The sequence below is a fragment of the Roseburia sp. AM23-20 genome (assembly GCF_003470905.1).
GTDB lineage: Bacteria > Bacillota > Clostridia > Lachnospirales > Lachnospiraceae > Roseburia > Roseburia rectibacter.
Genome location: NZ_QRHS01000015.1, coordinates 25,450 through 39,434, shown reverse-complemented (window position 1 = coordinate 39,434; position 13,985 = coordinate 25,450). Strand labels below are relative to the sequence as shown.

11 protein-coding genes are annotated in these 13,985 nt (G+C 41.5%); 9 read left to right on the top strand and 2 right to left on the bottom strand.

Annotation, left to right across the window (positions count from 1 at the left end; all coding sequences use genetic code 11):
- Positions 1–66 precede the first annotated feature (66 nt).
- The 3 genes from DW650_RS12045 (at position 67) to DW650_RS12035 (ending at position 2,886) form a co-directional block, all read left to right on the top strand.
- Positions 67–522: a signal peptidase II gene (locus tag DW650_RS12045; RefSeq protein ID WP_117921498.1), complete on the top strand. Its 456-nt coding sequence runs from the start codon at positions 67–69 to the stop codon at positions 520–522.
- Positions 519–1,019, top strand: coding sequence for a phosphatase PAP2 family protein (locus tag DW650_RS12040; protein WP_117921496.1), 501 nt, complete (start codon positions 519–521; stop codon positions 1,017–1,019). The genes DW650_RS12045 and DW650_RS12040 overlap by 4 nt, the downstream gene beginning before the upstream one ends.
- 94 nt (positions 1,020–1,113) lie before the next feature.
- A complete protein-coding gene (locus DW650_RS12035; protein ID WP_243102944.1) occupies positions 1,114–2,886 on the top strand; it encodes a GGDEF and EAL domain-containing protein in 1,773 nt (590 codons plus the stop codon).
- A gap of 49 nt (positions 2,887–2,935) precedes the next feature.
- Here DW650_RS12035 and DW650_RS12030 read toward each other — a convergent pair whose 3' ends face one another.
- Complete coding sequence (locus DW650_RS12030; RefSeq protein ID WP_118210051.1) at positions 2,936–3,835, bottom strand: AraC family transcriptional regulator; 900 nt, start codon at positions 3,833–3,835, stop codon at positions 2,936–2,938.
- 185 nt (positions 3,836–4,020) lie between these two features.
- On the opposite strand from DW650_RS12030, the gene DW650_RS12025 reads away from it, so the two are divergent.
- The 4 genes from DW650_RS12025 to DW650_RS12000 all read left to right on the top strand — a co-directional run bounded on the left by DW650_RS12025 (position 4,021) and on the right by DW650_RS12000 (position 10,755).
- Entirely contained in the window at positions 4,021–6,273 is a 2,253-nt protein-coding gene (locus tag DW650_RS12025) for a glycogen/starch/alpha-glucan phosphorylase (RefSeq protein WP_118210085.1), read from the top strand.
- A gap of 1,661 nt (positions 6,274–7,934) precedes the next feature.
- Complete coding sequence (locus DW650_RS12010) at positions 7,935–8,276, top strand: PadR family transcriptional regulator (RefSeq protein WP_118210048.1); 342 nt, start codon at positions 7,935–7,937, stop codon at positions 8,274–8,276.
- 89 nt (positions 8,277–8,365) lie between these two features.
- A complete protein-coding gene (locus DW650_RS12005) occupies positions 8,366–9,679 on the top strand; it encodes a permease prefix domain 1-containing protein (protein WP_243102943.1) in 1,314 nt (437 codons plus the stop codon).
- A gap of 47 nt (positions 9,680–9,726) precedes the next feature.
- Positions 9,727–10,755: a dipeptidase gene (locus DW650_RS12000; protein WP_118210046.1), complete on the top strand. Its 1,029-nt coding sequence runs from the start codon at positions 9,727–9,729 to the stop codon at positions 10,753–10,755.
- A gap of 142 nt (positions 10,756–10,897) precedes the next feature.
- Here DW650_RS12000 and DW650_RS11995 read toward each other — a convergent pair whose 3' ends face one another.
- Complete coding sequence (locus DW650_RS11995) at positions 10,898–11,917, bottom strand: sugar kinase (RefSeq protein WP_118210045.1); 1,020 nt, start codon at positions 11,915–11,917, stop codon at positions 10,898–10,900.
- A 282-nt stretch (positions 11,918–12,199) separates the two neighbouring features.
- Between DW650_RS11995 and DW650_RS11990 the strand changes: the two genes are divergently transcribed.
- Entirely contained in the window at positions 12,200–13,225 is a 1,026-nt protein-coding gene (locus DW650_RS11990; RefSeq protein WP_118210044.1) for a sugar kinase, read from the top strand.
- Positions 13,226–13,560: 335 nt separating this feature from the next.
- Positions 13,561–13,965 carry a site-specific integrase gene (locus tag DW650_RS11980; protein ID WP_241070909.1) on the top strand — a complete coding sequence of 135 codons (405 nt, stop codon included), beginning with the start codon at positions 13,561–13,563 and terminating at the stop codon, positions 13,963–13,965.
- The last annotated feature ends 20 nt before the right edge of the window (positions 13,966–13,985 follow it).

The window sequence follows — 13,985 nt, the reverse complement described above, 5'->3', positions numbered from 1 at the left end:
AACAAAAGCATTATAATAGGAAGAAATACAACAGACACAACAGATTGTTTAGAAATGGAGATTTGCATGCCATATATATTACTAGCAGGGATTGTATTTGGTTCTGATTTGTGGATCAAGCACCATATGGATAAAAAATATGCCAGATATGTGGTGCATCCGAGGCGGCGGAATAAGATTCTGATCGAAAAATATTATAACCGCGGGGCTGCACTTAATTTCCTGGCAAAAAAGCCCCGTGTAATGCGCACGCTGCATACGGTGATCATGTTTTTTGTCGGAGTTTTATATTATTTCCTGCTTCGTATGCCGGGGCACCGTCTGAGCAAGACAGGTGCATCTTTACTTGTCGGTGGAGGGCTAAATAATCTGCTGGACCGTTATACCAGAGGGTATGTGGTTGATTATGTGAAGTTTAATTTTGGACCGAAGTGGCTGCGTGGGATCATATTTAATATCTCAGATTTCTGTATTTTTATCGGTGCATTTTTATCGGTTGTGGGAAGTGAGGTCTCATCATGACGCAGCAGACTTACCGGAAGATGATGGGGTACTTTTTACAGGATAAAAAAAAAATCTGCCGGATCGTCTGGGCAAACAGGATTTTTACAGGGATCGTTTTTTTCAGTTATCCGCTTTATCTGCTGTATTTGTTTTTTTTAGGAGATACTTTCCTGCTGCAGGCGGTACTGGTACCGGCGGTTTCATTTGTGGTAGTGTCGGTGTCACGTAAGATTATCAATGAACCGCGACCTTATGAAAAATACGGCATTCCGCCGGTGTTAGACAAGGATACCAGTGGAAAATCGTTTCCGAGCCGTCATGTGTTTTCTGTATTTGTGATTGCTGTTACGGTATTTGTAAAGAATCCGGTGGCAGGTTGTATACTTGCAGTGACAGGGATTCTGATCGCAGTGATCCGGGTAATCGGGGGTGTTCATACGGTACTCGATGTCGCAGCAGGCGCAGCAGTGGGGATTGTAAGCGGTGTACTTGGATATTATCTGCTTCCGTATTAGCGATAGTAAACGAATATTACCATATATTTTTGGAAAAATAAAAACAACGAACTGTAAATGAAAATTTTTTGGATTTGCAGAAATGGAGAAGAAGATGGACACGATGATGAATAGTTTTTCAAGAGAACAGATGGAATATATCGTGGAATTGTTTAATCCGTGTATGGACGATTATCTGTATGTGTTTGATCTGCAGAAAGATTTTTATAAGATCTCAAAACATGCGACAGATCGTTTCCTTTTACCGGGAGAAACTTTTGACAATGCAGCAAAAGAGCATCATACATTTGTGTACACAGAGGATCAGCCGCGTCTGGATGAAGAGTTTAACCGTATTATGAAAGGGGAGATTGTTTTTCATAATATGCATTACCGGTGGTTAGACCGTGAGGGGCATCCGGTCTGGATCAACTGCAGGGGGCGTGTGTTAAATGACGCTGACGGAAGACCACATTTTCTGGTTGGATGTATCAATGAGATCGGTCAGAAACAAAAGGCAGACAATGTCAGCGGACTGCTTGGTGAATCGAGCCTTTCGGCTTATGTGGAGCAGTTTGGGGACGGACTGCCGGATGGATTTTTCCTTCGTATTGGCATTGATGATTTTCGGGATATCAATGGTGACTTCGGAATGGAGTATGGCGATTATATCTTAAAAAGTACGGCAGATTGTATCAGCGCTAATATCAAACCGGGGCAGAAGCTGTACCGTGTATTAGCAGATGAGTTCATGGTTGTTGATTTTTCCGGTGGTGATATGGAAGCAGCAACGGAACTCTATAAAGCAATCCGGAAGAGTCTTGACGTATTTATTGAGGAAAATGGATATAAATCTGTATTTACCATATCTGCGGGGGCTGTCGATACAGCAAAGACATCCGGAACATACAAAAATATCATGAAATTGTCCGAGTATGCCCTTAACACTGCCAAAGATCTGGGAAAGAACCGCTGTTATATATTTATGAAGGAAGATTATGACGGTTTTCTACGGAAGAAACAGATCACACGCCAGCTTCATCATGCAGTAAATCATGGATTTGAGGGATTTGAGACTTATTATCAGCCAATCGTGGACACAAAGACACGCCGGCTGGTCGGTGCAGAGGCACTGATGCGTTTTTCCATGCCGGAAAAAATTCAGGCGGGAGAGTCTGAAAAAGAAGTGGTATGTGTAAAGGAAGATGAAAACGGGGCAAAAGATACAGTCCGCTGGGAGCGTATCTCTCCGGTAGAATTTATTCCGCTGCTGGAGGAAACCGGTCTGATCATTCCGGCAGGAAAATGGATGCTTCATCAGGCAATCTCAACCTGCAGCAGATGGCAGAAATATATTCCTGATTTCAGGATCAATATCAATCTGTCCTATGTGCAGGTCATGAAAAGCCGTGTCCTGACAGAGATATTGACAGCACTGCGTCTTTACGGACTTGAACCGTCCGCAGTAGGAATTGAGCTGACAGAAAGTGGTTATCTGGATTCTAATACACATTTCAAAAAACTGTGGGATGGATTAAAGAAAAACGGTGTACTTGTAATTTTAGATGATTTTGGAACAGGATATTCCAATCTTCACTGTCTTGGTGATCTAAGACCGAATTATATCAAGATCGACCGTTCCTTTACATTAAAAGCATTAAATAACCAGTACGAACACGATCTGATGACACAGATCATCACGATGACGCACAAACTTGGGCTGACGCTCTGTGTTGAGGGAATTGAGACAGAGAGTGAGTTTAAAAAGATATCAGAGTTAGATCCGGATTATATCCAGGGATTCTTATTCGGCAGACCACAGCCGGCAGAAGAGTTCTATGAGAATCTGATTGGGCCGGCGGTGGCTGCTGCTCATCTTACTGCGTGATCGGACATGACAGGATCTTAGGCGCAAAGCCTGACAGTGGATGTCAGGCTTATGAATGAACCGTATCCGGCGTCTGCCGCCTGCGGTATTCGCGGGGGGTCTGTCCGAAGCGTTTCTTAAAAATACGGTTAAAATAAGAAAGATTTTCAAAACCGACTTCCGATGCGATCGCAAGGATTGAAGAGTCGGAGGAGATCAAAAGTCTTGATGCCATGGTGAGCCTGTATTCGTTGAGATAATCGACGAAAGAGGTTCCCATGGTATTTTTAAAATATTTCATAAAATGGGACTGGCTTAAGTCCACTTCGTTTGCGATATCTTCGATCGTGATCCTTTCCATATAATTGTTTTCTACATATTTTAGGATCAGCTTCATTTTTTCTAAAGACTTGCTGCGGTCTTTGCCGGAAAGTTCTTTTGTGCTGCACTTATGAAACAAAGTATAAAACAGCAGAAAAAGCTGCCCTTTGATAAAAAGCTGATAACCGGACGGATAAGTTTTGCATATCTCATCATTTGCATCGATACAGGTAGAAATCTCCCCATAATGCGGACTGTCCGGTGTATACAAAAGCGGCAGGGAGACATTGCCGGAGATCAGCGGAACTAAAAAATCCGTATTACAGGTATCCGTTTTCTTGGAGATCAGCATGTTTGGGTGAAAAATGATATTTTCGTACTCCATGGATTCAGACTCAAACTGCCCGATCGAGTGAAGCTGTCCCGGAAGGATCAGGGCAATGTCTCCTGCAGTTACCGTGTGCTGGGCGAAATCGACCGTGATCGTGCCTTTTCCTTTTTTTATATAGATAATTTCCATCTCATCGTGCCAGTGCATCGGCACATACCCGAAATCTAACGGAATTGAGCAGAGATATGTGATATAAGGAAATAAAGGATCGCCATGTGAAATTTTTTCCTGATAGTTTTCATATTCTAAAATATTCATGATGATAGGATTGTACCACTTTTTGAGTCAATATTACAAGAAAAAAGTGAGTATGGAAACTATAATAACATCATAAACAATGATTTTGCGAAAAAAAGCGAAATCAGGACAACAGGAACAAGCATAAACATTAAAATTGGGGAACATAATGAAAACAGCGCAGGGGCGCTGGAATGGAGGAAAAAATGAAATTACAGGAAATCGTATCAAACAGATGTGGCAAAGAAATTTCACAGTGCACAAATGAGGAACTTTACTATGCACTGCTTGAGATGACAAAAGGAATGGCTAAGGAAAAAGAAAGCAATCAGGGAAAACGTAAATTATATTACATTTCCGCTGAGTTCCTGATCGGTAAATTATTATCCAACAACCTGATCAACCTTGGTATTTACGAGGATGTGAAAAAACTTTTAGCAGATAACGGCAAGAGCCTTGCAGAGATCGAGGAGGTTGAGCCGGAGCCGTCATTAGGAAACGGCGGACTTGGACGTCTTGCAGCATGCTTCCTTGATTCTATCGCAAGCCTTGGTTTAAACGGTGACGGTGTTGGTTTAAATTACCATTACGGATTGTTCAAACAGGTTTTCAAAAACAACCTGCAGAATGAGACACCAAACCCATGGATTGAAAAAGAAAGCTGGCTGACAAAAACAGACGTTACTTACCCGATTCAGTTTGGCGGTTTTACGTTACAGTCCAGATTATATGATATCGATGTGATCGGTTATGAGAACCGTACCACAAAACTTCATCTGTTCGATGTTGAGACAGTGGATGAGAGTTTGGTTGGAGACGGCATCGATTTTGACAAAGAGGATATTGCAAAGAATTTAACATTATTCTTATATCCGGATGATTCCGATGATAAGGGAAGAATCCTTCGTGTTTACCAGCAGTATTTCATGGTCAGCAACGCAGCACGTCTGATCATCGATGAGACACTTGCAAGAGGCGGAGATCTTCACAAATTAAATGAATATGCAGTGATCCAGATCAACGATACACACCCAAGTATGGTAATTCCTGAGATGATCCGTCTGTTGATGGAGCGTGGAATCTTAATGGATGAAGCAATCGATATCGTATCTAAGACCTGTGCTTACACAAACCACACCATTTTAGCAGAAGCACTTGAAAAATGGCCGATCCATTTCTTAGAGAAAGCTGTTCCACAGTTACTGCCGATCATTTATGAGTTAAACAGCCGTGTGACAAAGAAATATGATGACAAATCCGTAGCAATCATTGATGATGAGAAACGTGTTCATATGGCACATATGGATATTCATTACGGATACAGTGTTAACGGTGTTGCTTACCTGCACACAGAGATCTTAAAGAATACAGAGTTAAATAACTTCTACAAGATTTATCCGGAGAAGTTCAATAATAAGACAAACGGTATCACATTCCGCCGCTGGTTATTACACTGCGATCCGGAGATGACCGAATTTATCACATCCTTAATCGGACCTGGATTTAAGAAAAACGCAGAAGAGTTAGAGAAACTCGGCGCATATGTAAATGACGAAGAAGTATTAAAGAAACTTCTTGCAGTAAAAGGTAGAAGAAAGACAGAGTTAAAGAATTATCTTGCAAAAACACAGGGGATCGAATTAGATGATAACTCTATCTACGATATCCAGATCAAGAGATTACATGAGTACAAGAGACAGCAGATGAATGCTCTTTATGTGATCCACAAATATTTCGAGATCAAAGCAGGAAAGAAACCGGCTCGTCCGATCACTGTTATTTTCGGTGCAAAAGCAGCTCCGGCATATATCATTGCAAAGGACATCATTCATCTGATCCTCTGCTTACAGGAACTGATCGCAAATGATCCGGAAGTCGCACCATACTTAAAAGTAGTGATGGTAGAAAACTACAACGTAACATTAGCTGAGAAACTGATCCCGGCAGCAGATATCCATGAGCAGATCTCTTTAGCTTCCAAAGAGGCAAGTGGAACATCCAACATGAAATTCATGTTAAACGGTGCCGTTGCAATCGGAACCATGGATGGAGCAAACGTTGAAATGCATCAGTTCGTTGGTGATGACAACATTTATATCTTCGGTGAGTCTTCTGAGGAAGTTATCAGACACTACGAGAAAGCTGATTATGTATCCAGAAGCTACTACGAGAACGATGCAAACATCAAACGTGCGATCGATTTCATCGTAAGCGATCAGATGAAAGCAGTCGGATGTGCAGAGAACTTAGAGCGCCTTTACAACGAGCTGTTAAACAAAGACTGGTTCATGACTCTTCCGGATTTCGAGGAGTACGTTGCAACCAAAGAGCGTATCTACGCAGATTATGAAGACCGTATGGCATGGGCTAAGAAGATGCTTGTCAACATCAGCAAGGCAGGATTCTTCTCATCAGACCGTACCATTGCACAGTACAATGAGGATATCTGGCATTTGTAAAATGCCATGCATCTCGTAAAATGCCATGCATCTTGTAAAATCTTGTAAGCGATTATGTGGCTTGCAGAGCAGCAGTTAATTCACAATATTTAAATTACAAATTCTTCCTAATTGGGAACCGCAAAACTTAGAATGGTTTTGTGGTTCCTTTTTTGCTTTATAGAACGCGTTATCTGATAAATATTGGTTTGCGGGTGACATGAGTTTCCTCGTGTAGGGTGGTTCTGGGGGGTTACGATTGGCAAATTGCATCAAGCCGGGACTGTTTTGTTCCGTTGTACGAAAATAAGGCAAGTCTAAGTCAGCCTGATTTAATGTTTCTCGGAGTGACGTGTGCGTCTTAAACGCCCCGTCCGGGGGCATTAAGACTTGTGCTGCCGTCCGTGGCAGCACAACACTGTGTTACGAACAGGCAGACTAAGATTGCCTAATTTTCTCCCAAGGTCACAAAACGAATCCCGGCTTGATGCGATTTGCCAGCTATTAAGTTGTGAACCACCCTTCGCTGGAAAACTCATTTTACAACCTTGGGGGCGTAAATTTTTAGTGTTTTGTGTCTGAATCTGATTAAAAAAAGATTTCCAAATAACTATATTCAATGGTTTATTATTTGTTTGACAACACTGGCAAAAACCTCGATATATACCACTATGCCCATATTTATTGCCATACACATTTGAAGAATATTTTGTGTTATTGGTCTGACAATTTACGAAACAATTCATGTAGTACAATGTAGCAGATGGAAATTTTGGAAAGTCATCAGGCTAAATATTAATGATACAGCATATTAGGATTTTAAGCATATTTTCATTCGTGCGAATATCAAAAATCCACACCTACGCCCCCAATTTTGAGATGAACCGCCCACCCAAATGGGGTTCATAATCTGGAGGCTGGCATCTTGCGCAAAGCCGGAGCTGATTTTGTGACTTTGGGAGAAAATTAGAAAATCTATCTCAATCTGATAATGGTCAGATTGAGATTGTGTGTCTGTAGATACACAGTGATGTTCTGCCACGGATGGCAGAACAAGGCTTCACGAGCCACGGATGGCTCGTTGAACGCTGGTCACGTCACTCCGAGAAAATCTAACTCAGACACACTTAGACTTTTCTTATTTTCGTACAATGGAACCAAAATTAACTCCGGCTTTGCGCAAGATGCCACTCACAGACCTGCGACACACCATTGGGACGGGCGATTTATTTCATAAACAAATCAGCATTTAACCGGATAGCAGAGTTCCTTTTATTTTGTGATTGAATAATGCGGCTTCTTGTAGTATACTATAAAAATAGTTCTGACAACTCAGTAATTCTATGCCACATCAGCAGCAAGTTTCACAAAACAAAAATATGTAGGAATGGCTTGAAGATGTTTTTGTATATTTAATGATCCAAAGTATTTCCGGGATAAGGTCGACAGTGAAGGGGATGCAGTATTTATTCTTACAAACAAATATGTAAGATCAAAAAATGAGAAAAAACTTGACATATATATAGACAGACTATATACTTTAGATATATAGATAGACTATATAACAAGGAGGAAAATCCTCTCATCGTCAAGGGACTCGGATTTTGCTTCGCAAAACAAGGAGGAAAATCCTCTGCTCGCCAAAGGGCTCGCATTTTCCTTCGGAAAACAAGGAGGATTTTATGTTAAACAAATCATTGATTCAGGGTAGTCTTTCCATGCTGATCTTACGGCTTTTAGACGAGAAAGACATGTATGGTTACGAAATGATCGAAACATTAAGGAAAAGATCGGAAAATGTATTTGAATTAAAAGCGGGATCGCTTTATCCGCTTTTGCATGCCTTAGAGGCAAACAATCTTGTTACGGTCTATGAGGATGATGCAAGTGGGAAAATGCGCAAATATTATCACATTACCGGGGAAGGAAAGCGTATTTTAAAAGAGAAAAAAGACGAATGGAATACGTATGCCGCAGCAGTTACAAATGTATTGTCATGTAAAGCCATGGAAATGTGTATTTGAAAAAATGAAATGGCATCAGGCAGTGAAATATGTAAAAAATGCAGGGATGAAAAAAGCAAACATGGCAGAAAGAGCCGGGAGGGAATACATTGACAGATTACAAAGAATATATGAAGACTCTGGAAGAACAGATTCAAAATAAGCGTGCCAGAGCGCTTGTGTCAGAAGAAATAAACGGGCATATAGAAGAACAGGCACAAGGTTATGAGGAAGAAGGAATGAGCAGGGAAGATGCAAAAAGAGAGGCAGTGCGGCAGATGGGAGATCCGGTGGAAACAGGATGTGCATTAAACCGTATCCACAGACCGGCATTTCCATGGAAACTTTTTGTGCTGGCGGTTCTTTTAACGGCGGCATCTATACTCATGTCAGTTGTTATTTCCGGAAAAACAGAAGGTGGGGCATCACAGGCAGAACAGCTTAGATCATTACTTGTGATAAATGGTGTCAGCTTTGCAATGATCTTTCTGGTGATGTATGTCGATTATACATGGCTGTTTTTACATATCCGTGCGGTTGCTGTCTGTTATCTGATCTGCCTGTGTCTGGTATGGTCAGGTGGTGTTATTGGAAATTATCAGACCGCACTTTTAGCGTGTTACAGTATGCAGGTATTACTGCCGGTTATTTTTGCAGGAGTCATTTACCAGTATCGTGGGAAAGAATTTGCTGGTATCCTGAAAGCAGTGGGATGGATCTTTGTACCATTTCTGGTATTGCTTCTTATGGCAACACCGATGAGTACAGCGGCGGTTTTGGAAAATGCAGTGGTCTGTCTGTTCTTGCTTGTGGCAGCGGTACTTCGTGGGATATTTGGAAATAAGAAGAAACGGTATATGGTAAAACTGACAGGTCTTGCGTTCGGGCTTTTGGGAGCAGGAGTGCTTTTGTATCATCATTTTTTCACAAATGGTTATGTGAAGGCAAGACTTGAACATATGGGGCAATTTGGTTTCCAAAACAGAATGATAAAGAGTGCGGCTGCAGAATACAGCCTGTTTGGAAACAGGACGCTGCTGATGCAGGGGCATGCACAGGACGGCGAATATTTACTTGGAAATATCTTCAGTTATTTTGGAATCATAGCAGGTGTGCTGGTTATAGCAGCCTTTGTGTGGTTTTTACTTCAGGCATTCAGACAGTCACTGATGCAGAGCAACCGGATGGGATTTTTGCTCGGAATGGCATGCAGTATTGCATTGATCGTGCGTGTGCTGGTCATTTATGTTGCAATGAATTTTGGATATGCCGTGATCTATACGGTGGCAGTTCCGTTTTTTTCCACAAATCTGATGATGGCAGTAGTCAATGGAATTTATGTCGGGTTGTTATTTTGTGTGCTGCGGAATAAAATGATATTAAAAGAACCGTGCATTGAAAGAAAAAATACGGCGGTTTTATAAGCCTGACAGGTTTACAGGGGCAGATTTGCAGAAAGGATTCATCGGATATGAATTATATAGACATGCATTGTGATACGCTTGCAAAAGCAGTGGAACAGAAAAAAGAGACGGCAAAAAAACTGGAACATACGATGGTGGATGCAGAAAGGCTGCACCGGTGTGGCACAAAAGCACAGTTTTTTGCCATGTTTTTACAGCAGAAAAAAGAAGAAAACTGGAGTGATCCGGGACATGATCCAGACGACTGCCGGTCAGAAAAGAGAAAGATAAGTCTTTGGTATAACGGGGCAGAGATCGAAAAGCAGATGCAGGATATGTATGCAGTATATCAGAATACGATGGAAAATTGTGCAGATATCATTGCGCCGGCATGCACCTATGAGGATCTGCAGCGCAACTGGCAGCAGAAAAAAGTATCAGCCTTTCTGACGGTGGAAAACGGATGCGTTGTGGATGGAAAAATGGAGCGCTTAGAGCAGCTTTATCAGATGGGAGTACGGCTTATCACGCTGACCTGGAATGATGATAACTGTTTCGGACATCCGCATGCGAAAGATGCAGGAAGGATGCAGCTTGGACTGATGCCGTTTGGGAAGGAAGCTGTCACATATATGACAGAACGTGGAATCCTTGTGGATGTTTCCCATTTATCGGATGGCGGATTTTATGATGTGGCAGAGCTTGTGAAGGGACCGTTTGTGGCATCGCATTCAAACTGCAGGGAACTCGCTCCTGCAACGAGAAATCTGACGGATGATATGATACGGATATTGGCAGAGCATGGCGGTGTATGTGGACTTAATTTTTATCCACCGTTTTTAAATACAGATCCTGTGGATAAAGTAAGCAGGATCGAAAGAATGTGTGAACATGTGAAACATCTGGTCAATGTTGGCGGGATTGAATGTGTGGGCATTGGTACGGATTTTGACGGGATTGAGGGAAATCTTGAGATTGCTGACTGCATGGAGATGGAAAAATTATTTGATGCACTGCAGAAAAAAGGATTTTGTGAGGATGACATAGAAAGAATCGCGTACAAAAATGTGGAACGTGTGATCCGTGAAGTGATGTAAAAACTATTATTGTGAAAAAGAGCAGCCAGGTACCAATATAATGGAATGAAAATATAAAGACCGGAATACCCATAAAAATTGGATATGGATATTCCGGTTCTTTCTATCTGCTGCATGCTCAAAGCAGCAGGCGGTATATTTATTACCGGTTCATCTCAGAATGATAACCTGTATTTTTGTGTTCTGCGATAATGCTGTCGATCTCTTCAAGGTCGGTCGTTATCATATCACCGATGACACTGTGCTTGATGGCTGCCATGGCATTGCCGTATTCTAAGGCTTTACGGCAGTCCTTATGTTTTAAGTAGCCATAGAGGGCACCGGAAACATAGGCATCACCGCTTCCGATACGGTCGACTACGTCGATATTGTTGTAGGGTTCCTCGCGGTAGTAGGCATCATCTTTCGCAGAATAAATAATGGAAGTAAAGTTATGCTTCTTTGGCGTGATGACGGTGCGCTCTGTGGATGCAACCACGGAGATCGGGTACTGCTCGCAGAAAGACTTCTGGATTTCCTCGATCGAGCCTGTTTTGCCAAAGGTCAGGCGGGCGGTATCTTCAGAACAGAAAAAGATATCTACAAAGGGAAGAATCTGTTCGATGCAGGCTCTTGCCTCCTCACCAGTCCAGAGATTGGCACGGTAGTTGACATCAAAAGAGATCAAAGTGCCCTGCTCTTTGAATTTGCGGATACACTCGATGGCAAACTTCTGTGCTTTGCCGCCAAGACCTAAAGTGATACCGCTGGTGTGAAACAGGCGTGTGTTATAAAACATGGTTTCCGGTACATCTTTAATATCGATGTTGTTGATGGAAGAATGTTTTCTGTCATAGACAACACGCGGTTTACGTGGATAGGAACCATATTCGTAATAATAGACACCGATACGGCTGTCGTCTGCTGTATCGGAGATCAGGTAATTTTCACTGACACGGGATGCGTTCATCTGGTTTTTGATGAATGCGGCGAGCAGGTTATTTGGAATCTTAGAGATCATTGCCGTCTTTAAGCCAAGCTGTCCGATCTCGGAGGCAATATTTAACTCGGCACCTCCTAAATGCTTCATTAAAGTATCGCCCTGTGCGAGACGTCCGTTGATCGGAGTGGAAAGACGAAGCAGAATCTCTCCTAATGTGATGACATCATATTTACGGTCCATGGAAAAACCTCCTTAAAAAATATATCATAACAGTTTCAAAATATGAAACCAAGTTCTACAATATGAACCAATACATATGCATTATATAACATATCTCAAAAATAAAAAAGAGAAAGTTGCAAATATTTCACAACTTTTTTGGATAAAAATAACAGAACCTATAAAAATTGCATTAAAGTAAAAACATGTTTGACATTCTATTTTTCAGTGCTATAATAAAAATATAAATTATGAAACAGCGTTTCACAATGTGAAACATTTTATTTTAGGAGGATTTAAATCATGGCAAAGAAAGTCGTTACATTTGGTGAGATCATGCTTCGTCTGGCACCAGAAGGATATTATCGTTTCGTACAGGCTACATCCTACGGCGCAACATACGGCGGAGGAGAGGCTAACGTTGCAGTTTCCTTAGCAAACTATGGTATGGATGCAAGCTTTGTTACAAAGCTTCCGGCACATGAGATCGGACAGGCTGGTGTGAATGCTTTAAGACAGTATGGTGTTGACACATCTGATATCGTTCGTGGTGGTGACCGTGTTGGTATCTACTTCTTAGAGAAAGGCGCAAGCCAGAGACCATCTAAAGTTGTTTATGACCGTGCAGGTTCTTCCATTGCAACAGCTACAACAGCTGATTTTGACTGGGATAAGATTTTTGACGGTGCAGACTGGTTCCACTTTACAGGAATCACACCGGCACTTGGCGATAATGTTGCAGCAATCTGCTTAGAGGCATGTAAAGCTGCAAAAGCAAAAGGAATCACTGTAAGCTGTGATTTAAATTACCGTAATAAATTATGGTCCAAAGAAAAAGCAGGCCAGGTTATGGGCGAGCTTTGCAAATATGTAGATGTATGTATCTCCAATGAGGAAGATGCAAACGACGTATTCGGTATCAAGTCTGAGGGTACAGAGGTAACTGCAGGCGAGTTAAATAAAGAAGGATACAAAGAGGTTGCACAGAAATTAACAGACCGTTTCGGTTTCAAGAAAGTTGCGATCACATTAAGAACATCTATCTCTGCAAACGACAACCGCTGGGCAGCAATGCTCTATGAGGATGGACAGAGCTACTTCTCCAAAGAGTACTTAATGCACATCGTTGACCGTGTTGGTGGAGGAGATTCCTTCGGTGGCGGATTAATCTACGCTTGTTTAAATGATTATGATCCACAGGCTACCATTGAGTTCGCAGTAGCAGCAAGCTGTCTGAAACATTCCGTAGAAGGTGACTTCAACATGGTAAGCGTTGATGAAGTTAAGAAATTAGCTGGCGGAGATGCTTCCGGACGTGTTCAGAGATAATAAGATTACGACAAAATCATTTTGTTAATTCCTTTCCCTAATTTAATATAATTGTCTGCCATGTGCAGATAGTGTACAGTCTTTTTACCCATTTGGACTGTACGAACAAGACGGACTGCCGTTTCATGAGAATATCATGAGACGGCAGTTTTTTTGATTCATAAGATATTACGTCCTATGAATCAAAAAGCCCTCCGGGCGGGATGCGCATCTCGCGGAGAAGAAGTTAGCTGTAAACAGCACCGCTCGAGCGAAAAAGAGTCGCAAGCGACTCTTTATTTTGTGATAATTTTATTTCTTATGGAAAAACTATTAGAAATACGGAGGATTATCATATGAAACGATCAGAAATGTATGAGGAATATTTAAAACAAAGTGAACTGTCAGAACATACCAGACAGGTATATCTGAGGGAGGCAGAAAAATTTATCCGGTATTTAAATGGAAAGGAAGTTACAAAAGAAAGGACACTGCTATATAAACAGAAATTGCAGGATGAGAATCTGGCACCTGCAACGATAAATCTTTACGTGATTGCGGTAAACAGGTATTTAAGATATTTAGAGTGTGAACAGGCATCCATAAAGACGTTGAAAGTGCAAAAAAAGAACAGCGTGGAAAATGTCATTAACCGGAAAGAATATCAGGAATTGTTAGATTATGCCAAAAGCAGTGGCAGAAAAAATATTACTATATCAAAAACGGGCGGCATAAAATTTTGTGCCGCCCGTTTTATGTAAAATATGACTAATAAAGTATA

What these genes read in the sequence shown, in the direction of transcription:
- DW650_RS12045 (WP_117921498.1), top strand. Translation starts at nt 67, where the DNA reads ATGCCATATATATTACTAGCAGGGATTGTATTTGGTTCTGATTTGTGG.
- DW650_RS12040 (WP_117921496.1), top strand. Translation starts at nt 519, where the DNA reads ATGACGCAGCAGACTTACCGGAAGATGATGGGGTACTTTTTACAGGAT.
- DW650_RS12035 (WP_243102944.1), top strand. Translation starts at nt 1,114, where the DNA reads ATGGACACGATGATGAATAGTTTTTCAAGAGAACAGATGGAATATATC.
- DW650_RS12030 (WP_118210051.1), bottom strand. Translation starts at nt 3,835, where the DNA reads ATGAATATTTTAGAATATGAAAACTATCAGGAAAAAATTTCACATGGC.
- DW650_RS12025 (WP_118210085.1), top strand. Translation starts at nt 4,021, where the DNA reads ATGAAATTACAGGAAATCGTATCAAACAGATGTGGCAAAGAAATTTCA.
- DW650_RS12010 (WP_118210048.1), top strand. Translation starts at nt 7,935, where the DNA reads ATGTTAAACAAATCATTGATTCAGGGTAGTCTTTCCATGCTGATCTTA.
- DW650_RS12000 (WP_118210046.1), top strand. Translation starts at nt 9,727, where the DNA reads ATGAATTATATAGACATGCATTGTGATACGCTTGCAAAAGCAGTGGAA.
- DW650_RS11995 (WP_118210045.1), bottom strand. Translation starts at nt 11,917, where the DNA reads ATGGACCGTAAATATGATGTCATCACATTAGGAGAGATTCTGCTTCGT.
- DW650_RS11990 (WP_118210044.1), top strand. Translation starts at nt 12,200, where the DNA reads ATGGCAAAGAAAGTCGTTACATTTGGTGAGATCATGCTTCGTCTGGCA.
- DW650_RS11980 (WP_241070909.1), top strand. Translation starts at nt 13,561, where the DNA reads ATGAAACGATCAGAAATGTATGAGGAATATTTAAAACAAAGTGAACTG.